Source organism: Chloroflexota bacterium (assembly GCA_018648225.1).
In the GTDB taxonomy this organism is placed as follows: domain Bacteria; phylum Chloroflexota; class Anaerolineae; order Anaerolineales; family UBA11858; genus NIOZ-UU35.
This window is the reverse complement of record JABGRQ010000075.1, coordinates 40,431-64,363: the sequence shown is the minus strand read 5'-3', so window position 1 is coordinate 64,363 and position 23,933 is coordinate 40,431. Positions and strand designations below refer to the sequence as shown.

The window sequence follows — 23,933 nt, the reverse complement described above, 5'->3', positions numbered from 1 at the left end:
CAAAAGTCTATCACCGATTTCGCTATCTCGGATCGCTCTCCGACAAACTGCTAGACCGTCAACATTTCTCTGAATCGGGGACGATTATGTTCACAGCGCTGATCGTCGGCATTGGCGCCGGTCTGGGGGCTGTCGTTTTTCGCTTGTTGATCAACGGCGTGCAGACATTATCGTATCAACAGCTCGGTTCGCTGCTTGATGGGATCAAACCATTTCACCTGCTGATTATCCCGGCGTTGGGCGGTGCCATCGTAGGCCCACTGGTGTATTTCTTTGCCCGCGAAGCCAAAGGACACGGCGTTCCCGAAGTGATGGAAGCCGTTGCGCTCAAAGGGGGGCGCATTCGCCCGCGCGTCGCTATCGTCAAATCATTGGCATCGGCGGTTTGCATTGGCACAGGCGGCTCGGTGGGGCGCGAGGGACCGATTGTGCAAATTGGCTCCGCCTTAGGCTCAACCATTGGCCAGTGGCTAAAACTCTCGGATGAGCGCGTGCGCAGCCTGGTAGCTTGCGGTGCAGCGGGAGGAATCGCAGCTACGTTTAATGCTCCAATCGCTGGCGCCATTTTCGCGCTGGAAGTTATCCTGGGTCAATTTCACGCTACCTATTTCGGCGCGGTCGTCATTTCGGCGGTTACAGCCGATGTGGTTGCACATTTTTTTGAACCCAATCTGCGCGCCTTTGCCATACCAGAATATGCGTTGGTACATCCTGTAGAACTTATTTTTTATATCATTTTGGGTGCAATCGCGGCGGTGCTTTCTTTTGGATTTGCACGCTTGCTGTATCTCTCGGAAGATATATGGGATAAATTTCATTTCCCCGAATATCTGAAACCTATCCTGGGGGGTATCGCTCTCGGCGTTATCGGGATTTTAACCTACAAAATTGATGGTTTTCCCCGCGTTTTCGGGGTTGGCTACGACAGCATCACAGAAGCGCTTTTTGGTAATTTAACCCTTCAAGTAACGTTGGCATTATTACTCATCAAATTGCTTGCCACCATCACCACGCTGGGCTCTGGCGGCTCTGGAGGAGTATTTGCCCCATCTTTGTTTATGGGCGCTATGATGGGCGCTGCATTTGGTCATGTCGTCAATTATTTATTCCCAAGTGTCACTGCCCCCGTCGGAGCCTACGCGTTGGTCGGCATGTCGGCCTTCTTCACCGGCGCGGCGCATGCCCCCATCACAGCCATCATCATCCTTTTTGAACTCACCGGCGACTATCACATCATCTTGCCTCTGATGCTGGCAACTGTAGTGAGTACCTTTGTCTCTCGGATTATCAGCCGCGAATCGATTTACACACTTAAGCTAACCCGCCGTGGGGTGCATCTCGAACACGGCAAAGATATCGACCTGATGCAATCTGTAACCGTTGCCGAGATTATGACCACCGATGTGGATACCGTGCCGATTGATATGCCCCTGAATGAATTAGCTGAAGCATTTGCCCAAACCCATCATCATGGTTTTCCTGTGGTCAACTCCACCGGGGATTTAGTCGGTGTTGTCAGCTTGCAAGACCTGAAACGTGTCATTCTATCCAAATCGATCGAAGATAAAACCGTCGCAGATATCGCCACCACTACTGGCCTGCTTATCGCCTATCCTCACGAAGACATGGGCGAAGCGCTGCGCCGTCTGGCGCGCAGAGATGTTGGGCGGCTCCCAGTAGTTGAAAGCGAAGACAGCAAAAAACTGGTCGGGGCGATCCGCCGTCGGGATGTGATCCGAGCCTATAATCATGCCATCCTTAAACGCGCCCATCACCAGCATCGCATTGAAACCCTGCGCTTGCGCAAATTGGATGAAGCAGGCTTTTTCCACATAGACATCCCCGCCAGCGCGGCTGTAATTGGAACAACTCTCATTGCGATTCAATTACCCGATGAATGTTTGATTGTCTCAATTCGCAGAGCCAACACTTTCCGTGTTGCGCATGGCAATACCCGGCTACAAGCCAACGACAAACTCACCGTATTCGCTGGTAACAAATGTATTGGCGAAGTACGCGCCATTCTCACGCGCGAGCCTGAAGATGAAACCACGGAAAACTAAACCCAACGCATGAACTACGACCCCATCCGCCTGGAGGTCTTCAAGCACCGTTTCAGTGCCATCGCCGAAGAGATGGGCGCTGTTCTGCGCAAGGCCAGTTTCTCACCCAATATCAAGGAGCGGCGAGACTACTCCTGCGCGTTTTTCGATGCTCAAGGACGTATGATTGCCCAGGCGGCCCACATCCCCGTGCATCTCGGCTCGATGCCGCTCTCAGTAGCAGCCGCCATCCGCAATTTCCCCAACATGCAGCCCGGCGATGTGATCGCCCTCAACGATCCCTTCCGCGGCGGGACGCATCTGCCCGATATTACGCTGGTAACGCCAGTATTTATCCCTCACCCCAACCCCTCTCCCAATGGGAGAAGAACGCGGTGCGAGGGTGAGCTGTTTGGCTTCGTCGCCTCGCGCGCCCATCATGCTGATGTGGGAGGTATGACGCCGGGGTCCATGCCAATTGCGCGCGAAATCTATCAGGAAGGGTTGATCATTCCACCGGTCAGGCTGGTGCGTGCCGGTGAAGTGGATTCCGCCATCTGGGATTTGATCCTGGCTAATGTGCGCACTCCCGAGGAACGCGCTGGCGACCTGCAAGCGCAGATCGGCGCCAATCAGCGCGGCGCAACGCGCCTGAGCGAATTGGTCAACGAACACGGCCTCACAGAAGTCCAGTTCTACATGGATGCCCTATTAGCCTACACCGAGCGCATGACCCGGCGGCTGATTGAAGAACTTCCTGATGGAGAATATTCCTTTCAAGATGTACTCGACAACGACGGCATCAGCACGGAATCAGTACCCATCACTGTGGCTATACGAATACAAAGAGACCAGGCGCAAGTTGATTTCACCGGCTCCGCGCCGCAACAGAAAGGCAGCATCAATGCCGTATATGCCATCACACTCTCGGCGGTGTATTATGTCTTCCGCTGCCTGATCGGCCTGGATGTACCCAACAACGCCGGTTGTCTGGCCCCCATCGAACTGATTGCCCCTGAGGGCAGCGTGGTCAACGCCCTGCATCCATCTCCGGTAGCAGGCGGCAATGTCGAAACCTCCCAGCGCATCGTAGATGTGCTATTGGGCGCGCTGGCACAAGCTGCGCCGCACAAAGTTCCCGCCGCATCGCAAGGCACGATGAATAATGTCACGATTGGGGGAAGTGCCCCCCCTCAATCCCCCTCGAAATCGGGGGAGAGGCAAAACTTCGCCTACTACGAAACCATCGGAGGTGGTATGGGTGCATCGCCCGATCGGGATGGGCCATCGGCGGTGCATTCGCATATGACCAACACCCTCAACACCCCAGCCGAGGCGATGGAATATGCCTATCCGCTGCGCGTGCTGCGCTACGAGGTGCGGCTCGGTTCGGGGGGCACAGGCCAGTTCCGCGGCGGTGATGGCATCCGTCGGGATGTGCAGGTTCTCACGGAAGTGCAAGTGACCCTGCTGACCGAACGTCGGGTGCAGCATCCCTACGGGCTAAACGGCGGCCAACCCGGAGGTCGCGGTGAGAACATCCTGATCCGCGATGGACAAGAAATCCCCCTCCCTGGCAAAGGCAGCATTGATCTGAATCCCAATGATATTCTCAGCATCCGCACTCCCGGCGGCGGTGGATACGGTTTCCAAGAAGAAAAAAGACCGGAGTGATCGCTCCGGTCTTTTTTCTATGACGTCAACTTCAACTGCTTCCAGGACCCCACCCAGGGAGTCCCCATACGGTGCCGCTCCGAAACTTTGACATCCCCCAGTTTCTGCCCTACTTGAATTGCCAGGGGTACAATTTGGCTCCAATCTTCTGCCAGAACCGCCGGGCGCATTTCCCTGCCCAGTTTTGTTGCCCAGGCCCAATCCAGACGAAAGCGGTCGGCCTTGACCCAGTAATCGCGCTTCTCCCAGGCAACGACAGTGGTTTCCACGGTGGCATCAATGGCTTCAAGCGACAACACCATGAAGGCCGCCAGATCGCGGGTGCGGCTGTTCGGTTCGGGTTCTTTCATCATTTCACGCAACGCCAGCGCCAGGCCGCGCTTGAGGCGGTTGCGCTCGGTTCCGGGTAAATTTGGGTTAATAACTCGTGACAAAATAGCTCCTTTACATTTTTTGTCTGTCATTCCGAGCAAAGCGAGGAATCCCAGCAGAACGGCTAAATCGGTTACCTGTGCAGCGTCTTTTTCCCATCAGGCTTTGGGGATTCTTCACTCCAAGGAGTTTGCCCTGAGTTTGATGAAAGGCTCCGTTCAGAATGACAGCAGTTATATTCAGCTTGCAAGACCATATTTTACCGCCAATTTTTCTTACCTACTTGACAAAGGTTGAATTTCCGCTAAGATAATAACTGACTATCCAGTCGGTTATTTTTCACATAATTTACTCGCGGAGGCACAAATGACTATTTTTTATCTTGTTCTTGCGATGATCGTTGTGGGTCTAACTGTGGGTTGGGTAGCAGGCCTGATCTGGAAAGACAACCGTCCCTTTGGGGTGCAGGGCGATTTTGTCGTTGCGGTTATCGCCGCGATTGCCATCGGCCTGATGGATTGGTATGTGATCCCGGCGATGGGTTTCAGCCCAATGATGCGCAACATTGGCTTGGCTACCGAACCAGCATTGGGTGCGCTGGCAGTTTTGTGGCTGATCCGCGTGGCGAAGAAACAATAGCGCAAGTATAAGTCAGTCAATCACTCAATCCCGAATCACCTGATTCCCATGCTCCCCATTATCAAAACCCATACCCTGACGCGCAAATTCAAGGAAAACCGCGCCGTAGACAGTCTGGATTTATCCATCCAGCCCGGCGAGCTTTTTGGCCTGGTTGGGCCAGATGGCGCGGGTAAAACCACCACCCTGCGCTTGCTGGCGGGGCTATTATACGTCAGTGAGGGGTCAGGCACAATCGCCGGGTTTGATCTGGCCGCGCAGCCCGAAGCGATTAAGCAACGCATCGGATATATGGCGCAGGCCTTCAGCTTGTATGGCAAATTGAGCGTGCTTGAAAACCTGCTATTTTTCGCCGAGATTTACGATGTCAGCCCCGCGGCGCAAAAAGAACGCGCCGAGCGCTTGCTGGCTTTCGCCGGGCTGACGGAGTTCAAGGACCGCCGCGCCGCGCATCTCTCTGGGGGGATGCAGAAAAAGCTGGCGCTGGCCTGCACGCTGATCCATGAGCCACCCATCTTGCTACTGGATGAACCCACCACCGGGGTGGACCCTGTCTCGCGGCGCGAGTTCTGGAACATTCTCACTGAGTTACATCTCAACAGGACGACGATTATTGTCAGCACCCCCTATATGGATGAAGCCGACCGTTGCTCGCGGGTGGGACTCATGTATGAGGGGCAGCTTGTGATCTGTGATACTCCAGCCAATATCCGTGGGCAATTGCAGAGCGATTTAATCGAGATATTCCCCGAAGACTGGCACCAGGCCCATCGTCTGGCACTCACCCTCGAGGGAGTCATCGAGGCCCAAACCTACGGCGAGGCGCTGCACCTGCTCGTCGATGACGGCCCTCAACGATTAATCGAGATTCAGGAGGCCTTCGCCAATCAACAGCTCGCTTATAAAACCGCCCGCATCGCCCCCATCCGCATGGAAGAAGCCTTTATTTCATTGATCCGCCAGATGGAACACCGATAGACATAAACCATGAACCTGCGACAAATTTGGGCCGTCACCCGGAAAGAATTTCACCATATCCTGCGCGATCGCAGCACGTTGATTTTGGTGCTAATTACACCAACGGTGCTGTTGCTGCTGATGGCCTACGCCCTAACGGTGGATATTCAGAATGTGCCCATTGCGGTGCTGGATTTGGATCGTTCTTCCCTTTCGCGCAGTTTTGTGCAGCAAATCACCGCCGGAGAAGATTTGCAGTTATATGCCCAGGTTAATACCCTCGATGAAATTGAGGGCTTACTGATGCACGGCGATATTAAGGCCGCGTTGATACTTTCCCCCGCATTTGCCAGCGATTTGCTCTCGCTGCGCGGTCTGCCGCTGCAAATTATCATCGATGGCACTGAGCCAGAGAGCGGTGCGTTTGCCGTCGATCATATTGCCTGGCGCGCCGAGGAATTTATCAACACTGCCATCGCCGATCAGATTCAGGCACTGGGGTTTTCGATTGAATCTTTGCAACCGATTGATTTACGCATCCGCACCTGGTTCAACCCCAGCCTGAAGCCGCGCAACGATCTGATCCCCGGGTTGATCTCAATGGTCCTGGGGATGCCCGCGCTCTCGGTAGCGTTGACGCTGGCCCACGAGCGCGAGCATGGCACCCTGGAGCAATTGATGGCGACGCCGATCAAGCGCTCGGAATTGCTTGTCGGCAAAATGCTGCCCTATATCGTCGTCGGGCTGGTGAATGTGATCGTGATTCCAATTCTGGCAGTGCTTTGGTTCAAGATTCCTTTCAATGGTAGTTTCGCGCTTTTTTTTGTACTCTCGGCGCTTTTCCTGTTTGCCATTTTAAGCATGGGCATTATCGTGGGCGTGTTTATGCCCACCCAGGCCGCGGCGCTGGCACTCTCGTTTTTGGTGATCTTCTTCCCCGGCTTCTTCCTGACCGGGATTTTCTTCCCCATCGCATCAATGCCCGAGATGATGCGCATGGAGGCTCTCGGACTGCCCGGCACCCATTATGCCGTCATTACGCGCGGAATTTTCCTTCCCGGCGTAGGTCTTAAAATACTCTGGCCGTATGCTGTGATGCTGGTTGGGTTGGGTTTCGCCTTTACGGGTGTGGCGGCGCTCTTCTTTAAGAAAAAACTCGGTTAAACGATTGAACGGTTGAAGGTTAAAAGTTGAAAATTAGTGCAACACCTTCAACCTTCAACCTTTAACCTTTAACTTTCAACACACATCATGATCAGACGCATCTATTCGCTAATAGTCAAAGAATTTATACACCTGCGCAATGATTGGTGGATGCCGGCCTTCATGCTCTTCGGCGGCGCGCTGGAATTACTGCTCGTGGGGTGGGCTACTTCGCGTCCGATGAGCAATTTGCCGCTGATGGTGTGGGATCAGGACAAAAGCCCCGCCAGCCGACTAATTGTTATCGCGCTGGAGAATACCGGCACCTTCGTCCTGGAAGATCAAGTGGAGGGCATGGATGCCATTGAATACGCCCTCGACCGCGGCAATATCACGGCTGCGATCATCATTCCGCCAGACTATGCGGACGAAGTTGCCAGCAACAACGGACAGCCCAGTCTGGCAGTGATTCTCAACGGCGCCGAGAGCATCCCCGCTCGTGAAGCGCTGCGCGCCATTGAGGGAGTCACGCGTCAGCTTGGCGAACAAATTACCATCGAGCGCCTGGGGTTGGACCCTGGCACCTTCGCCGGGTTTGATTTCAGTTTGCGGGTGTGGTTCAACGAAGCCCTCAGCGAAGCCCTCTACACCACTCCTGCCGAACTCGGCTTGATGCTCGAATTCACCGTGCTGCTCTTTGCGGCGCTTTCGTTCTCGCGCGAGCGCGAACTCGGCACATTGGAGCAGCTATTGGTAATGCCTTTCTCCTCGCTGGAGATCATCATCGGCAAGGCAATTCCCGTTATCCTTGTCGGATTTTTCGATTTTGTGCTCATGCTCACGATGGTACATTTCGCTTTTGATGTCCCCATTCGAGGCTCGCTACCCCTGCTGCTGATTCTGGCTTTCGGCTATTTGATGGTTGAACTCAGTAAGGGCATGATCGTCTCGGTGATGTCACACACCCAGCATCAGGCCTTTTTGCTGGTGATGCTGCTTGGAATGACCGACTTCATGTTTACCGGTTATGCCGCCCCGGTGGAGGGTATGCCGAAAGCAGCCCAACTTTTCGCCAATCTCGTCCCGGCGCATCATTGGCTGGAGATTTTACGCGGCATTTTGCTCAAAGGTTCGGGGCTGGATGTACTCTGGCCGCATGTACTGGCGCTCGCAATTCTTGGCACAATCATCGGCGGCTTCTCCCTGCGTTACGTCCGCCGGGCATTGGACTAAAACTCAACGCAAAGTTGCAATTATGAACAACAAAATCCCTGCCGTTACTGCCCGCGGGCTGACCAAATATTTTGGCGATTTCACTGCCGTCAACGGAATTGATTTCGATGTTTATCGCGGAGAAATATTCGGCTTCTTGGGCCCCAACGGTTCCGGCAAAACGACAACAATCCGCATGATGCTGGGATTACTGCAACCCAGCGCGGGATCAATTTCTGTCTTGGGGCTGGATGCCCACGGTGAGGCAGCCCGCATCCGGCCGAGGGTGGGATATATGTCCCAGCGGTTTAGTTTGTACAATGATCTGACGGTGATTCAAAACCTGAAATTTTATGGTGCTGCCTACGGCCTGAACGAGAATCTGCTCCCGGAGCGAATCCAGGAAGCCCTGGCGATGGCCGGGCTGGAAGGCCGTGAACACGCCAAAACCAAAGACCTTTCTGGCGGCTGGCGGCAGCGGTTGGCGCTCAGTGCGGCGATTTTGCATCGCCCGGAAGTACTTTTTTTAGACGAACCCACCGCCGGGGTAGACCCGATCTCGCGGCGCGCTTTCTGGGATTTACTCTACAAGCTTGTCACAACCCCAACGAATGAGGAAGCCCAGAGGGGCGTTACGGTTTTTGTCACCACACACTATATGGATGAGGCCGAACACTGTCACCGGCTGGCTTTTATCCAACGCGGTGAGATGATTGCCTATGGCTCTCCTAAAGACATCAAACACCAGAAGATGAATGGGCAGGTACTCGAAATCGCCCCATCAAATGCTGTAACTGCTGTTAAAGTCTTGCGCGATGCCCGCAATTCAGGCCAACTACCCCTCGATGAAGTTGAACTATACGGCGCGCTGGTGCATGTCGTCGCTCCGGGCGTGGAACACCTTCAAAGCCGAATCACCACCGAGCTACGTCAGGCGAGCATCCATATCGAACAAATGGAAATAATCGAACCATCACTGGAAGATGTCTTCATCGCCTGTATGCGTTAATCCGATACAAGCCACAGAGAACACAGAAAAAACAACTGTGGCGAGAATGGAGTAAACCCATGAAAAAACATTATTTTTCAATATTCTTGCTCATTTGCGTATTTGCACTCTCGGCCTGCACGCTTCAAGCTACAGAAGAGAGCGGTATTCAGGCATCGGGGTCAATTGAAGCCGTGGAAGTAGTCATCTCGGCTGAGGCAGGCGGGCGCGTGGCTGAGGTTTTTGTCGCCAAAGGCCAGAGCGTTGTACCCGGCGATGCGCTTTTTCGGCTGGAAGACGAACTACTAGAATCGCAATTCAAGCAGGCTGAAACGGCCTTGGCCGTCGCCCAGGCAAGTTACAATTTAGTTGCCGCCGGGCAGACCGCGGCGCAAAAACAGGCTGCACTTGCTGCCGCGCAACTAGAATTGCTCACTGCTCGTCAGGCGTTGGATGAACTCTACGACAACAACGCTATCGCTTTGGCACAGGCTGAACAGGCAATCGCCGAGGCTACGAAAGCCATCCAGGATGCCGAGCGGCGCGTCAACAGTCTCTCGCGTTCCGCAGGTCAACCCGATATTGACCAGGCTTTCGCCAATATGATTTTGGCAAAAGACAAACTCGATGACGCTACAGACGATTTCGAAGATTACGCTGACAAGCCCGAAGATAATTTGGCGCGCGCAGCCTACCTGAGCGTGATGGCGCAGGCGCAGAAAGATTACGACGCCACGGTGCGCCTGTACAACAGTCTTACTGGCACGGGCGACGAGATCGATATTGCCAGAGCCGAAGCCGATTTAAGTATGGCGCAGGCACTGCTGGCTCAAGCGCAAAAAGATTACGATACCCTGCTCAACGGCCCCGACCCCGATGACGTTGCCCTCGCCGAAGCACAGGTGGCGCTGGCAGAGGCGCAGGTGGCGCTGGCTGGCGAAGAATTTCCCACCCCAGAGCAATTAGCCGTGGCCCAGGCGCAAGTGGATGCTGCCGCAGCCAGCCTGGATGCGATCCAGGCTCAGGTGGACAAACTTATCGTCAACACGCCAATTGGCGGCGTTGTCACTGTGCGCAACCTGGAAACCGGCGAGGCGATCCAGCCCGGACTGGCCGCCATGACAATCAGCCAGATTGAGCGCCTAACCGTGACGGTTTATATTCCCGAAAATCAATACGGGCAGATCAGCCTCGGTGACACAGCCAAACTCAAGGTCGATTCCTTCCCGTTGAAAACCTTCGAAGCTGTAGTCACACGCATCGCTAACCGCGCCGAATACACCCCGCGCAACGTCCAGACTCAGGAAGAGCGTCAAACTACTGTATACGCCGTGGAGTTGCAGGTGGATGACCCTGACGGCAAGCTTAAGCCAGGGATGCCCACGGATGTTGTTTTTGGGGAGTGACAGCAGATGGACGACGGAAGACAGGTGGCCGCACTTGACGCTACCCGACTCCCGTGCAATAATGAAGTCAGCACTCGAAATAGATAGCTTCTGAGGTTTTTTGAAATCTCATAGCGCTTAAGGAGACCCCGTGGCTGAGAAAAAATTACCCCACTGCAAGGAATATTTATCCGAAGATACCCGCAAGCATCTCAAAAAAGCGCGTAAAGAAATGCGCAAAAGCGTCAGGGCGCTGCTGCCCCCCGAATTTTTGGAGCACCGCCAAACGGCCCGCCGTGAAATGCTGATGGCCGCCCGCGGCATGATTGACGCCGCCATTGAACATATCGAAGGTTAATTACCACAGACCTCTGAGATTTTTACCAAAACTCGCACTGTACGCCGGATTGCTTTGCAAACCAACTCGATTTACAGCAATGTTTAATAAAATCTCGGAGGTATTTTCTCTATCGCCGCCGCGACCGGCGCAAAACCGCCCACAAAAGCGCCATCAGCGCGCCGGCCAGCAATCCTCTCCCCAGCATCACTTCCCCCGCTAAATACATCTGAATCCCCCCCATAAGTAGCACCGAGAAGACCAGCGCGGCCATCAGGCGCGCCAATCCTGCTTCCAGCCGCCGAAAATGGTCACTCAATTCTGGCACGCGCACCTGCATCTGGCCCTTCTCGATCAGCGCCAGCGTGCGCTCCAGGCGTTTTGGCAGCACCAACCCGGTTTTTAGCAAATCCACGGCCTCATCACGCCAAAACTCCCAGCCGCCGATCGTCTCTTCAGCAATCAACTCTTTGGTCACCGGGGCAATCGCGTCCCATACATTGAAATCCGGTTCCAGGCCGGTACACATCCCCGAAAGTATCGCCACGCAGCGCCCCAGCAGAATCAAATCTTCGGGCAACTGGAAGGGCATATCGTATATAAGTTCCCGAAACTCATCCGCAAGCTCGCGGATTTCGGCATGATCAATCTGTGCCAACTCGCCCATATTTTTACCCCCAAAGCGCTCAAATAGAACCTGATCGGCTTTTTCGATCAAGCTCGTATCGGCCTGAGGTAGCAGCACGCCCAAGAGTTGATAGGCCTTGAGCAGCCGCGCCGTATCCTGCGTACCGGCGCCGATCACGCCCTCACGCAATCCGGCGCGCATATTGAGTGGCACACGCCCCACCATGCCAAAATCCACAAAAGTCAGTTGCCAATTTCCATCTTCGGCAGGGCAAACAAATAAATTCCCCGGGTGCGGATCAGCATGAAAAATTTCGTGCTTAAAAATCTGCTCCATATACACATCAAAAAGCCGCCGCGCCACTTCGCCACGCGCCACCCCCGCAGCAGTAATTGCATCATAATCGGTGATCTTAATCGCGAAGACATCCTCCAGCGTCAGCACGCGGCGCGTAGTTTGTGGCCAGAAAACCCGCGGGACACACACATCCGGCCGATTGGCAAAATTGACCCCAAACGTCTCGGCATTGCGCCCTTCGGCGAGATAATCAATCTCCTCGTAGAGAATGCGCTCAAACTCCCCCAGCAAGGCGGGCACATTCGCGCGACGGCGGATCGGTTTATAGCGCCGAATCCAGCGCCCCACAGTACGCAAAGCGGCGATATCGGTTTGGATGATTTGTTCGATGCGAGGGCGTTGAATCTTGACGACAACTCTGCCCTCGAAGGTTGGTTCACCCGCAGGGTTGGCTGAATCAACCTCCGGCTCCGGGTTGGTCTTCAAAAAGGCACGGTGGACTTGCCCCAAAGAAGCCGCCGCCATCGGCTCCGTTTCAAAGAATTCAAAATACTGACTCAACGGGCCGCCCAACTCGGCTTCAGCCAAGCGGCGGATCTCGTCGAAATCTTCCGGCGGGACTTCATCTTGCAGCCCGGCCAACTCGTTAGTAACCACTTCGGGCAACACATCCACGCGCGCCGAAAGAAATTGACCCGCTTTAATCAACACGCCGCCCATTTCGATGGCTAATTTACGATACGAGACAGCGCTGCGGCGCAAACGTTCGTGACGCGTGCGACGCGCCCAGCGCTTGAAACCCAGGTTAAAGAGAAGAATATCCCACCAGAAAATACTGGTGATGACGCGGGCAAAATAAAGTGTAATTCGACGATAGCGTGAGCGTATCATAAAATCTTTCCTTCTCCATCTGCGGCTCGGCGCTCACCCGCCCGCGCGCCAAACCATGAAATTAGCAGGGCGATCATATCCACGCCGATTTCATCCATCGGGCCAGGGATTGGCCCGCCGAACAGCGTATACAGGGCGGCGAGCAATAGCGGAATGAGAATCCATTTGGGCGTCTCGGCATTCTTGCGCAAAGCCAGCGCATAAGAGAATAGCGCGCCAGCCGCCGTGGCTGCGGCGTCATCCACCTGCAGGGGCATATCCGGAATAATGGTGTACAAGCTGCCAAACAGAAACGGCAAACTGGTTGTCAACCAGGAGAGATCGCGCACCGTCCACAGCGACAAGATGCCAATTGCGAAAAACGCGGCGAAGATCCCGATCAGCAACAGGAAACCGGCCTGGGCATCCCAGCGCCACCAGCCATAGGCCAGGCCAACCAGGGGAAAGGTGAGCGCGGCAATGAAAAAAAATAATGCCAGCACGATTTTAAATCTATCAGACATAGGAGCCTCCAACAGTTAGTGGTTAGCGGTAATTGTACTGCACATTACCACAGAGTTCACAGCATATTCATCGGCTTTCACTGAAATCTCTCTGGCTCAATGCAACAAAAAGGCCCCGCCAGCCAAAACTCACAGCCAGCGAGGCCGATTTTTTTAACCTTCAACTTGCCAACTTGTGACCGAATTACAAGCCCAAGCCTGCATAGATTCGTTTCAAATCTACATGCGAATTCAACAAAGCCTGGAACTGCTCCAACTTGGCGGTTTGGCCCAGACGGGTTTTGCCAAAGATTTTGTCAATCGCTTCAACTGTTTCCATGGTATTGCCCGGGACGAGTAGCACGGGCACGCCCATTTGATCGGCTTGTTTGATGATTAATGGACTGGGGCGCAGGTTGCCGGTCAGCACCAAACAGGTTGTGGATGTTTCCAGGGCGGCCAGTTGAATATCGGTACGGTCGCCGCCAGTGATGACGGCCTTGTTGCGCTGCTTGCGGAAGCGGCTCAGCGCGGCTTCGGCGGTCATGGCGCCCACGGTTAGATGTTCGATGACCGCATCGGTGCTTTGGGTTTCAGTGAGCACTTGCGCATCGAGTACTTCGAGCAATTCGGATACCGTCAATGAGGCCAGCGCGCTGACTTCGGGGAGTACGCCCAAAACGGGGATATTATGCTTCTCAAAGTAGGGTCGGGCAATTTCTTCAACGAATTCGGCAGCAGCCTGAGGAACACGGTTAATGATAATACCGCTGAGCGAATCGCCCAGGCGGAAGCGCGCCGTGAGTGCGTCATCCATCAGGCGCACATCGTCGCGGTATTTGACCAGCACCAGAACCTGACTGCCTAATTCGGCGGCCACTTGTGGAGTAGGCAAACCCATCACATAGCCCTCTCGCAGACTGCCCCCACCTTCGAGTAACAGGACATCCTGTCCTTCGCCAGCCTTGACGGCCGCGGCACGAACTTTGGGCATCAGGTCTTCTGGGGTTGCATCGGAAACATAATCGCGCAGCAATTTGGATGTCACCACCACAGGCGACAAATCTGCGGGGGCAACGGCCAACCCCAGAGCTTGTTTAACGAAGGCTGCATCTTCATCGGTAATTTCATTACCCACTCGCCAGGGTTGCAAACTCAGCGGTTTTAAATATCCAACCTGATAACCATCTTGCAGTAATCGCTTACCCAACGCCAGGCACATGGCAGTTTTGCCAGAATAACGTTCAACAGATGTTATATATAATGTTTTCATGTTTCTCCTCTTACTTTTTCAACACCAAACGCATATCAATGGCGATAGCCCCCTGCCCTTTGGGGTAAACAATGAGGGGGTTAATATCGAGCTCGATAATTTCAGGAAAATCAGTCACAAGTTGACCGATTCGCAACAAGGCGTCTTTGATGGCTTCTTTATCCACCGGCGGCTGGCCGCGCACACCATCGAGCAAAGCGTGGGCACGGATTTCGCCGAGCATATTTTCGGCATCCCGCACGGTGAAAGGCGCAACCCGGAAAGTGACGTCTTTGAGGATTTCCACGTAGATTCCGCCCAGACCAAACGTAACCAGCGGTCCGAACTGCGGATCTCGGTTCATACCCACCAGCACTTCAACGCCGCCGGGGGGGGCCATCTCTTGCACCTGACAGCCCCACAGGCGCGCTTCAGGCAAATAGCGTTCGGCACGATAAGTCATCAACTCGAAGGCATCGCGCACTTCTTCGGCGTTGCGCAAGCCAACTTTTACACCGCCAACATCGGTTTTGTGGAGAATGTCGGGGGAGGCAATTTTGAGCACCACCGGGAAGCCGATTTCAGCCGCCAGTTCAATGGCTTCAGCCGGGGTGGCTGCCAGCCGGGAATCGGGGGCTTTCAGCCCGTAGGCCAACAGAATATCGCGCGCTTCAGCATCGCCAATCGACAGGCGTTTTTCACTACGCACGCGCTCAAAGAGCTGATGTGTGGCCGGGCGATCGACATCGAAATGGGCATATTCTGAAGCCGGGCGAGTTTTGATCTGGCGGTAGCGCGACATAGCCTTAAAGGCGCTCGCTGCCCGCTCCGGAAATGGATAATTGGGAACGCCGTATGTGGCGAGGATGTCAATTCCGGCGGCGATTTTAGCTTCACCCATAAAACAGGTCAGCACAGGCTTGTCCAAGCGTTGCGCCAACTCGCCAATCGCTTTGGCGGTTTCGGCAATTTCGGTCATCGCCTGGGGAGTTAATACGACCAGCAGGCCATCCACATTGGGGTCAGCCGCCACTTTTTCAAGAGCAAAGGCATAGCGGTCGGCACGCGCATCACCCAAAACGTCCACGGGATTAGCAGCGCTGGCCGCGCCAGGCAAGAATTCTTCCAGCGCCAGTTTGGTGTTCAACTCGAAGCGCGCCAGAGACATGCCCGCGTGCTCAAGAGCATCGGTTGCCAAAATACCAGGGCCGCCAGCATTGGTGACAATTGCAATACGGTCGCCCAGTAATGCAGGTTGATAGCCTAACGCCAGCGCAATATCGAAGAGTTCTTCCATCGATTCGGCCCGGATCACCCCAGCCTGGCGAAAGGCAGCCTGATAAGCCTGCTCGGAACCGGCGAGCGAGCCAGTATGCGAAGAGACGGCACGCGAACCCGATTGTGTAACACCCGATTTAATCGCCACGACGGGCTTCTTTAGCGTCACTTCACGCGCCACACGGATAAATTCTTCGCCGTTGGGCAGCCCTTCGCTGTAGATCAATATTACCTTCGTGGCAGGGTCATCGGCCCAAGCTTCCAGTAAATCAATTTCGCTGACATCGGCCTTATTCCCCAGGCTGACAAATTTCGCCAATCCCAGCCGTCCGGCCTGCGCCCAATCGAGAATCGCCGTCCCCAATGCGCCCGACTGCGACATAAAAGCCATCGGGCCGCTGGGTGGCGTTCCCGCTGAAAAGGATGCATTCAGCGGTGTGTTTGTATCAATCACGCCCAGACAGTTCGGCCCAATCAATCGGATGCCAAATTCGGTCGCAATCGCAATCAATTCACGCTCGCGCTCCAGGCCTTCCATACCGGCTTCGCGGAAACCGGCGCTAATCACAATCGCGGCCGGGATGCCCTTCTCGCCGCACACCCGCAACGCATCCGGCACATAGGGATATGGAATCACGATCACGGCCAAATCAATTGGGCCGGGCACATCCATCACCGAGGGGTATGCCTGAAGGCCCAAAATTTCATCGGCCTTCGGATTTATTGGATACACGGCGCCTTTCTCGGCGTAGCCACCCTCCACCAGATTATGCAAAACCGCATACCCCAGCTTCTCAGTGTCACGCGAGGCGCCGATCACCGCCACAGACGACGGTTCAAAAAAAAGTTTCAGCATTACAACAGTACCTCCAAACTTGCAATCCAACGAATAATTTGACAATGTCAAATTCGCTAAAAGTTTCCGAAATTAGGGGGTGGAAGGGGCGCTGCGCGCCATTTCCACCCCCTAATTTCGGGCTTCTTGTCGGCAAGGTGATATTGTCAAAATAATTCCAAATAACAAAAAGGCCAAACAACGATTATAGTGGATTACAAGGGATATGGATTATGAATTATTTCACGAATACAGCCTGACATCTGTACCCCAACGGGCACGGCGGACTCGCTCGAAGGTGATATACATCAAAAAGCTGAATCCTAAACCCCTGGCGGATACACTTTAACCAGGCCTGCTTCCCCTAATTTTCCCTGAATTACAATGCGCGCCGCGGAAAATTGCTCGATCACCCAGGCATTGGTCTGCAAATGCTGCGTGATGCGCTCCGTGCGCAGCATGGATTTACCCCGCGCCAGCGCCATCGGCAACAAAAGCTGATCGACAAGATAGCGATCTACAGCGCCATCAGTTTGCATAAAGGTTTCAATCGCATCGGCAACTTCATCGGCAATGGCTTCGGCGCGCTTACCCGGTGCGCCCAGGGCACAACAACAGGCCTGCCCATATTCAAATTCAGCCACCAGCGCAATAAACGTGCCTTTGGTGGGAGCTTTGATCTCAGCGATGCGAATATCATTCAACGGGAATTTACTCCCTAAACACGCCACCACGCGCAGACGCTGGCGTTTGGCAATTTCACGCGGCAACCCTACCACTGCCGACAGACCGCGAATTTGTTTCAATTTACCGCGCTGCATGATGGATAATGGGCTGATTTCAGCAACCGGTTCAATCTGCGCACGCAGCACCCCGCCGCCTTGCGGATTGAAGCCCGGCCGCTCCAATGTCAGGGTGGCTTCAAACCCCATCCGCTGCATAAAGGGCAGCCAATGTTCATCGAGATAGTGAAAACAAGGACTCCAGGGTACGTGCGTCCCCCCGGTGATCGTGACCACAGAGCGGTTAGGTGCAAAACTCAAGGGCAAGAATATCGCTTGCAATACTAATGATGTCGCCCCTGCGGTACCAATATCAAAGTGATATTTCCCGGCGTTGATGGGGCCAGGATGAAAATCCAACTCCATCGAGCCGATTTTAGCCTCTTCAACTTGTGCCGCGCTGATCGCCGCGGCAGCCCGCACCGCGGCCAGATGTTGCGGACGCAATCCCGGCTTTGAGCGTCCGGCACGGATATTTTCAATGTGTAAGGGGGTGCCGGTTAATAGCGAAAGTGTTAACGCGCTGCGCAGAATCTGCCCGCCGCCCTCACCGTAGGAGCCATCAATTTGTATCATTCCCACTGGCAATATAAATCCTCGCGCCGATCTTCAAGCACAGGTATTTCCCTACGAGCGTCATCTACTTCTTCCAGATTAATTTTCGCTGTCAAAAGCGCGCCACTATCGCCACCCTCAACCAGTATTCCACCAGTAGGGCTGATGACAGCACTATGACCACCTAACTTCACTGTTTGACTTTCCCCAACCTTATTGACCGCGGCAACGAAAAATTGGTTTTCAATTGCGCGCGCCCGCAACAGGCTACGCCAATGCTCTATCCGCTTCTCCGGCCACTCAGCAACCACGAGCATAAGTTTTGCGCCACGCGCGGCAGAGACACGGAACAACTCCGGAAAACGCAAATCATAACAAATGCTCAAGCCAATAGCTGTACCCCATTCAGGAATTTGAAAATATCCCAAATAGTCGCCAGCGCAAAGATATTGATCTTCCTTTAACAATCGAAAAAGATGGGTTTTTCGATAATCAGCCCAAAGCGTTCCATTGGGTCCAAAAAGAACGAAGGTGTTAAACACGCCGCAATCATCTTCATCAGGATTGCAATTACATTCACTGTCTTTTTCAAGAAAAGAACAACCAATCGCCATATTATGCCCACGTGCCAGTGCGCTCAGGCGAGCAAAACTCCCTTCATTCAGCTTAGTAGCATATTTATAGCGATTTTCCAGATCAAAACCGCTATTCCACAACTCGGGTAATAACACCAATTGGCTACCGCTCGCGGCAGCTTCGGCGATTTGCGCGGAAGCGCGGTCAAAATTTTCTTCAACATCACCAAATTCAAAAGCTAGTTGAACAAGTGAAATTTGAAGTTCCATAATACCCTCCTTGAGATTATTTACGCTTCCGTCAGCGGCCCGGTGCGTAGCTGATACAAATCCATCAACACGGTCGCCAACTTTTTCGGATCGTGGTGCCAGGGCTCATCTTCATCGATCAAGTCAATTTCATACACGGGTAAACGCGTATCTGTTTCATTGCCGAGGTAAACCCATTGCATCTCTGGCTGCAATTTGCCCACAAAATTATTATTGTGCAGCACAAGATCAAACAAACCTTCGCCAACATGCTCGCGGATCACCTTCACATGATCTGAACAGGTAAATCCTTCGGTCTCGCCGGGCTGTGTAGCTACATTACACACAAAAACCTTAAACGCCTGGCTAACTCGAATCGCGGCGGCAATATCGGGCACCAACAAATTGGGCAAAATGCTGGTGTATAAACTCCCTGGCCCTACCAGAATAATATCGGCAGCGAGAACAGCCTGAATCACTTTGGGGAATGCGGGCGGATTATTCGGCTCCAACCAGACATGGCGAATGCGACCGCGAATTTTGGGAATACGACTCTCACCGCGGATGCGCACTTCTTGCGTGGCATGCTGAGGGAGGATATCCGCAACCAAACGGACATCGTGCAGCGATGAGGGCAGCACTCGCCCGCGCACCGCCAGCACCTTTCCCGATTCGGCTACCGCTTCTTCAAAACTGCCGGTGATCTCAGATAGCGCGGTAATAAATAAATTTCCAAACGAATGACCCCGAAGTTCAGCATTATCCGCGGCGAAACGATACTGGAATAATTGCGCCATCATAGCTTCATCATTCGACAAAGCCGCCAAGCAATTGCGAATATCGCCGGGCGGCAAGATGCCCATCGAGTTACGCAAACGCCCCGAAGAACCGCCATCATCCGCTACGGTGACAACTGCGGTTATCCGGTGGGAATAGGCCTTCATCCCGCGCAACAACATCGAAAGTCCATGCCCGCCGCCAACCGCGACGATGCGCGGCCCATACTGGCGACGGCGGTGAGCATCCAGCGTATCTACAAAAGCGCGTCCCGGTTGGCGGTAAGGCAGCAGCAGTGCCCGATTCAAACCTAGAATACCGCCGAACAAAATCAACAGACCAACACTGCCGAAAATTATCACACGCAACAGCCGCGGCAAAGGGCGCAGCGCGGCCCACGAAAGCAATGGCAGCCACCAACTCTCTGGCGCAGTTCGATAGAAATCCAGCAGGAGCAGCGCAAACCCAACCGCCAAAAAAGTTGTCCCTAACAACACCAACCCCAGCCAACGTTTCACGCCCAGTCCGGGGCGTAACCAACGCAACGAAGCCGTGATACGTTTCCAAAACTTAAAAATTTCGACGTCAGGAACTGTTTTATTCATGTTAGCATAATAGCAAGCTTTCAAACCGGCGTCAACGTCCATCAAACTCAAAAACACCTTTATGAGAAATCCAAATTCGTGGAAAACGAGCAAATTTATTCTAAAAAAAGGGAGACTTATTCCGTCGCTCGATCGCGCCAAGTTAGGGGTTGGCTCGCGTCTGACTGCCGGGAGGATTGCCGCTTTCTATGCACAGGCTATCCCCGAACATGCGCGCGGCAAATTGATTGACCTGGGTTGCGGGAAAATCCCTCTTTATCCGCTCTACATTCCTCACACCGAGGCAATTTTATGCACCGATTGGCGAATCAGTCTGCCACAAAGCCAGTATCTGGATTTTACCTGCAATCTAGCCGATATACTGCCGCTGAGTGCAGAGACCTTCGATACCATCATCCTGGCCGATGTGCTGGAGCATATACCCAACCCTCAAGGTTTGTGGAACGAAATGAACCGGATTCTCACCCCCGGGGGAAAGCTGCTCCTGACGGTGCCGTTTTATTATGGCATCCATGAGGCGCCACACGATTATCATCGTTTCACGGAATTTGCGTTGCGCCGCTACGCCTCGGAGGCAGGCTTCACCCTTCTGGAACTGGAACCTCTGGGGGGTTCGCCCGAAGTCCTGGCCGATTTACTGGGCAAACATCTCAGCGCTATTCCTCTCATCGGCGCGTTTCTCGCCATCCTGTTACAATCCCTCGTTCAAGTTTTTACCACTTTTGGACCAGGAAAGAAATTCTCACATATTTCCAGCCGCGCTTTCCCGCTGGGGTATGCGCTGGTGGCAGTCAAGCTACATCATCGCCAATTAACCACTCTGTAGCAGCACGCATGTCAGCAAATGTTTTTATAAAATGTCCCCGGTTGATAAACATGGTTTCCAGAAAATAAAATTCTGAGGCTTTATCCCCCACAACAAGCGCACGCTGGCTTTGTGCATCGATGCCCGAATCGCTTGCGGTTGTAGGCATATTAAAAATCTCAATCGCAAGCTGTGCAGCGGTAGCATTGCGCAAGTCATTAAGCACGCGCTTACAACCCGTCTCATGCATCAGTATTGCCACGCTTTTTGCCATATTCTGGAGCAGCGGCAAATCCAGTTCGTCGGAAACGGTAACCTGAATAATATCTGCTTCCAGATCGTAATCAATTGTATAGGGCACTCGCTGCTCCACTGTTTATTGATCGGGGATGACAAGTCTAAACAACTTCTATTATACATCACAGAAATCTCAGATGTCGAAAAGCTGTGCAGGTTCTTTGGGAATTACCATGAGACCCCCAATACGAAGTACTCAGAATTCGGGTGCTTATGCTATACTTGGCGCATGACTGTTTTCATTGCTATTGATCTTGGCGGCACTCAAATGAGGGTTGCTGCCTTCGGGGGAAAAGGCTTCACACCCATCCACGTTGAACGAATTCCATCACAAAGCCCCGGCGCTTCACCTCAGGAACGTCTCATCCAACTCATCGCAAAAGTAGCGCCCAAAGGCGAGCAAATTTCTGCCATCGGCGTAGCCGCGCCCGGCCCTATTAACCCGCAAGAAGGGATTATTCTGACCGCGCCTAATATTCCTGGCCTGATGAATTTTCCCCTGGTCGCTGATTTACAAAATAAATTAGGCGTGCCGGTTTTTCTGGATAACGATGCCAACCTGGCTGCGTTGGGTGAATGGCAAGCTGGCGCGGGCCAGGGGCACAATCATCTGGTCTATTTGACAGTCAGCACTGGTATCGGCGGCGGTATTATCAGCGCCGGGCATCGCTTGCATGGCGCGCAAGGCTTTGCCACCGAATTGGGGCATATCACCGTTTTGCCCGATGGCCCGCTCTGCGGATGCGGTCATCGCGGCCACCTGGAAGCGATCTCATCCGGCACATCCATTGCCCGCTGGGTAAAACACGAACTTGAGCAAGGCGCAACTTCTTCGCTAATCGGCAAAAGCGAGATTTCTGCCAAAACAGTTGCCGAAGCAGCCCGTCAGGGCGACCCGTTGGCGCAAGCGGCCTACGCTCGCGCCGGTTATTATCTGGGGCAGGCGCTGGCTGATTTTTTGCACATTTTCAATCCCAGCATCGTCATTTTTGGCGGCGGGGTCTCACGCAGCGGGGAGCTTTTGCTAAACCCGGTGCGCGAATCGCTTCACCAGCATATACTATCTGAACAGTATATTAAAAATCTCACGATCACAACCGCTGCCCTCGGCGACGATGCTGGCATCATCGGCGCGTTGCTACTGGCACGCCAATCGATACAAGTATGAATCCAACTCCCAAGAACTGGCAACTCGCCCACCGTCTCACACCCGAGGCCGATCAAGCCCTGCACGGCTATCCGCCGCTGATGCGACAAATTCTTTTTAATCGCGGCTACTCAACACATGAACAGGCGCGCAATTTTCTAGAAGCGAAATCCGGCTTCGACACCAATCCCTTCCAGCTGCCCGATATGCAGGCCGCAGTCGAGCGCATTCTTTTCGCCATCGAAAAGCAGCAAAAAATCGCCATTTATGGCGATTACGATGTGGACGGCGTCACCGCAACCGCGCTGCTGGTGCAGGTTTTCAACTCGCTCCAGGCAGATGTGGTGGGGTATATTCCTCATCGTTTTGAGGAAGGCTATGGACTCAATACAGCCGCCCTGAGCCAACTGAAAGAAGAAGGGGTAGACCTGGTGATCACCGTTGATTGCGGGATTCGCTCGTTGGAAGAAGCGCGTCACGCGCGTGACATCGGGTTGGATCTGATAATTAGCGATCACCACAACCCTGGGGAAGAACTGCCCGAGGCGATCGCTGTGATAGACCCCAAACGCGTCGACAGCGATTATCCCGAGAAAAATCTCGCCGGGGTAGGGGTAGCCTACAAATTAGCCGCGGCGCTTGCCAGTAAAATTGAATTTTCGGCCCACGCCCAGGCCGAAGATTATCTCGATTTGGTAGCCCTAGGCACTGTGGCCGATCTCGTCCCCCTGATTGGCGAAAACCGCACGCTGGTGCGCGATGGTCTGTCGCAATTACGCCAGACACGCCGCCAGGGCATTCGCTCGCTGATGGGAATCGCCAGTATCCAGCCCGAGAAAATGACGGCCACAGATATTGGTTTTGGCCTGGGGCCGCGGCTGAATGCCGCCGGGCGGCTGGATACGGCCACAGACGCGCTGCACCTGCTGACTACTCAGGACTTACTTAAAGCTGGAGAAATGGCCCAGCAACTTGAAATCCAAAATCGCAAACGCCAAAGCATCACCCGCGAGATTCAAGCGCAGGCCGAAACCCTTGCCCTGGAAGAAGACCCGGACGCGTTCCTGCTCTTCGCCGCGCATCCGGATTTCAACGCCGGTGTAGTTGGGCTGGCAGCTTCACGGCTCACCGATCAGTATTATCGTCCGGCGGTTGTGGGCCATACCGATGGCGACTATACCCGCGCTTCGTGCCGCAGCATCAGCGAGTTTCACATCACCGAGGCATTAGATCAGTGTGCTGACTTGTTGGAAAAATATGGCGGCCACGCCGCAGCGGCAGGCTTCACTGTCCATAACAAGAACCTCACCGAGCTGGTCGCGCGGCTGAAATCCCTGGCCGCAGAACAACTCTCCGAGTTAGATTTACGGCCCACTCTCACGGCCGATCTGGAACTCCCCCTCTCAGCGCTCAAGCCCGAAGTGCTCGAATATCTCGATTGGCTGCAACCCACCGGATACGGCAATCCGCAGGTTGCGTTTATCAGCCGCAGGCTCCAGGTAACAAATAGCCGCCGGGTAGGCAAAGATCAGAGTCATCTGAAATTATCTGTCACAGATGGGCAGCTAACTTTCGACGCGATTGCATTCCGCCTGGGTGATTGGCACGATGACATGCCGCCGCGCATCGATTTGCTGTATCGTTTTGAAGTTAATGAATTTCGGGGGCGAAAAACCTTGCAACTCAACGTGAGGGATATTCGTCCATCACAATAACCAAAAAGAGAACG

Annotated in this window: 21 protein-coding genes; 12 read left to right on the top strand and 9 right to left on the bottom strand. The window is 53.9% G+C overall.

Going from position 1 to position 23,933, the window contains the following annotated elements:
• On the top strand, positions 1-2,063 hold a 2,063-nt coding region (locus HN413_06380; GenBank protein MBT3390020.1), incomplete at its 5' end, for a CBS domain-containing protein.
• Positions 2,064-2,072: 9 nt separating this feature from the next.
• Complete coding sequence (locus HN413_06375) at positions 2,073-3,716, top strand: hydantoinase B/oxoprolinase family protein (protein MBT3390019.1); 1,644 nt, start codon at positions 2,073-2,075, stop codon at positions 3,714-3,716.
• 17 nt (positions 3,717-3,733) lie between these two features.
• Here HN413_06375 and HN413_06370 read toward each other — a convergent pair whose 3' ends face one another.
• The gene (locus HN413_06370) at positions 3,734-4,150 is read right to left on the bottom strand and encodes a hypothetical protein (protein MBT3390018.1); all 417 of its coding nucleotides are present in this window, start codon (positions 4,148-4,150) and stop codon (positions 3,734-3,736) included.
• Positions 4,151-4,454: 304 nt separating this feature from the next.
• Here HN413_06370 and HN413_06365 point away from each other — a divergent pair, with 304 nt between their 5' ends.
• From HN413_06365 to HN413_06335, 7 genes are all read left to right on the top strand, one after another.
• Positions 4,455-4,727 (top strand): hypothetical protein, encoded by a 273-nt coding sequence (locus tag HN413_06365; protein ID MBT3390017.1) that lies wholly within the window; start codon positions 4,455-4,457, stop codon positions 4,725-4,727.
• 48 nt (positions 4,728-4,775) lie between these two features.
• A complete protein-coding gene (locus tag HN413_06360; protein MBT3390016.1) occupies positions 4,776-5,705 on the top strand; it encodes an ABC transporter ATP-binding protein in 930 nt (309 codons plus the stop codon).
• A gap of 9 nt (positions 5,706-5,714) precedes the next feature.
• On the top strand, positions 5,715-6,848 hold the full coding sequence (locus HN413_06355; protein ID MBT3390015.1) for an ABC transporter permease: 1,134 nt from the start codon (positions 5,715-5,717) through the stop codon (positions 6,846-6,848).
• Positions 6,849-6,935: 87 nt separating this feature from the next.
• The gene (locus HN413_06350; protein MBT3390014.1) at positions 6,936-8,060 is read left to right on the top strand and encodes an ABC transporter permease; all 1,125 of its coding nucleotides are present in this window, start codon (positions 6,936-6,938) and stop codon (positions 8,058-8,060) included.
• A gap of 22 nt (positions 8,061-8,082) precedes the next feature.
• Positions 8,083-9,048: an ABC transporter ATP-binding protein gene (locus HN413_06345; GenBank protein MBT3390013.1), complete on the top strand. Its 966-nt coding sequence runs from the start codon at positions 8,083-8,085 to the stop codon at positions 9,046-9,048.
• Between the two features lie 59 nt (positions 9,049-9,107).
• Positions 9,108-10,433: an HlyD family efflux transporter periplasmic adaptor subunit gene (locus HN413_06340; GenBank protein ID MBT3390012.1), complete on the top strand. Its 1,326-nt coding sequence runs from the start codon at positions 9,108-9,110 to the stop codon at positions 10,431-10,433.
• Between the two features lie 130 nt (positions 10,434-10,563).
• Positions 10,564-10,770 (top strand): hypothetical protein, encoded by a 207-nt coding sequence (locus HN413_06335; protein MBT3390011.1) that lies wholly within the window; start codon positions 10,564-10,566, stop codon positions 10,768-10,770.
• A gap of 109 nt (positions 10,771-10,879) precedes the next feature.
• Here the strand turns inward: HN413_06335 and HN413_06330 are convergent, their stop codons facing one another.
• The 7 genes from HN413_06330 to HN413_06300 all read right to left on the bottom strand — a co-directional run bounded on the left by HN413_06330 (position 10,880) and on the right by HN413_06300 (position 19,955).
• Positions 10,880-12,565, bottom strand: coding sequence for an AarF/ABC1/UbiB kinase family protein (locus HN413_06330; protein MBT3390010.1), 1,686 nt, complete (start codon positions 12,563-12,565; stop codon positions 10,880-10,882).
• Positions 12,562-13,068, bottom strand: a complete 507-nt coding sequence (locus HN413_06325) for a hypothetical protein (GenBank protein ID MBT3390009.1) — start codon at positions 13,066-13,068, stop codon at positions 12,562-12,564. Before HN413_06325 ends, HN413_06330 begins: the two co-directional genes overlap by 4 nt.
• 184 nt (positions 13,069-13,252) lie before the next feature.
• Positions 13,253-14,320: a phosphotransacetylase family protein gene (locus tag HN413_06320; GenBank protein ID MBT3390008.1), complete on the bottom strand. Its 1,068-nt coding sequence runs from the start codon at positions 14,318-14,320 to the stop codon at positions 13,253-13,255.
• Between the two features lie 10 nt (positions 14,321-14,330).
• Positions 14,331-16,433, bottom strand: coding sequence for a CoA-binding protein (locus HN413_06315; protein MBT3390007.1), 2,103 nt, complete (start codon positions 16,431-16,433; stop codon positions 14,331-14,333).
• Between the two features lie 302 nt (positions 16,434-16,735).
• Positions 16,736-17,770, bottom strand: coding sequence for an RNA 3'-terminal phosphate cyclase (locus HN413_06310; protein ID MBT3390006.1), 1,035 nt, complete (start codon positions 17,768-17,770; stop codon positions 16,736-16,738).
• Positions 17,767-18,594, bottom strand: a complete 828-nt coding sequence (locus HN413_06305) for a carbon-nitrogen family hydrolase (protein MBT3390005.1) — start codon at positions 18,592-18,594, stop codon at positions 17,767-17,769. The genes HN413_06310 and HN413_06305 overlap by 4 nt, the downstream gene beginning before the upstream one ends.
• A gap of 20 nt (positions 18,595-18,614) precedes the next feature.
• Entirely contained in the window at positions 18,615-19,955 is a 1,341-nt protein-coding gene (locus tag HN413_06300; protein ID MBT3390004.1) for a YvcK family protein, read from the bottom strand.
• A 61-nt stretch (positions 19,956-20,016) separates the two neighbouring features.
• Between HN413_06300 and HN413_06295 the strand changes: the two genes are divergently transcribed.
• A complete protein-coding gene (locus HN413_06295) occupies positions 20,017-20,781 on the top strand; it encodes a methyltransferase domain-containing protein (protein ID MBT3390003.1) in 765 nt (254 codons plus the stop codon).
• Here HN413_06295 and HN413_06290 read toward each other — a convergent pair.
• A complete protein-coding gene (locus HN413_06290; GenBank protein ID MBT3390002.1) occupies positions 20,747-21,121 on the bottom strand; it encodes a hypothetical protein in 375 nt (124 codons plus the stop codon). The two genes, HN413_06295 and HN413_06290, sit on opposite strands and share 35 nt — an antisense overlap.
• A gap of 165 nt (positions 21,122-21,286) precedes the next feature.
• Between HN413_06290 and HN413_06285 the strand changes: the two genes are divergently transcribed.
• Positions 21,287-22,225 (top strand): ROK family protein, encoded by a 939-nt coding sequence (locus HN413_06285; GenBank protein ID MBT3390001.1) that lies wholly within the window; start codon positions 21,287-21,289, stop codon positions 22,223-22,225.
• Positions 22,222-23,919: a single-stranded-DNA-specific exonuclease RecJ gene (recJ, locus tag HN413_06280; protein MBT3390000.1), complete on the top strand. Its 1,698-nt coding sequence runs from the start codon at positions 22,222-22,224 to the stop codon at positions 23,917-23,919. Before HN413_06285 ends, recJ begins: the two co-directional genes overlap by 4 nt.
• The last annotated feature ends 14 nt before the right edge of the window (positions 23,920-23,933 follow it).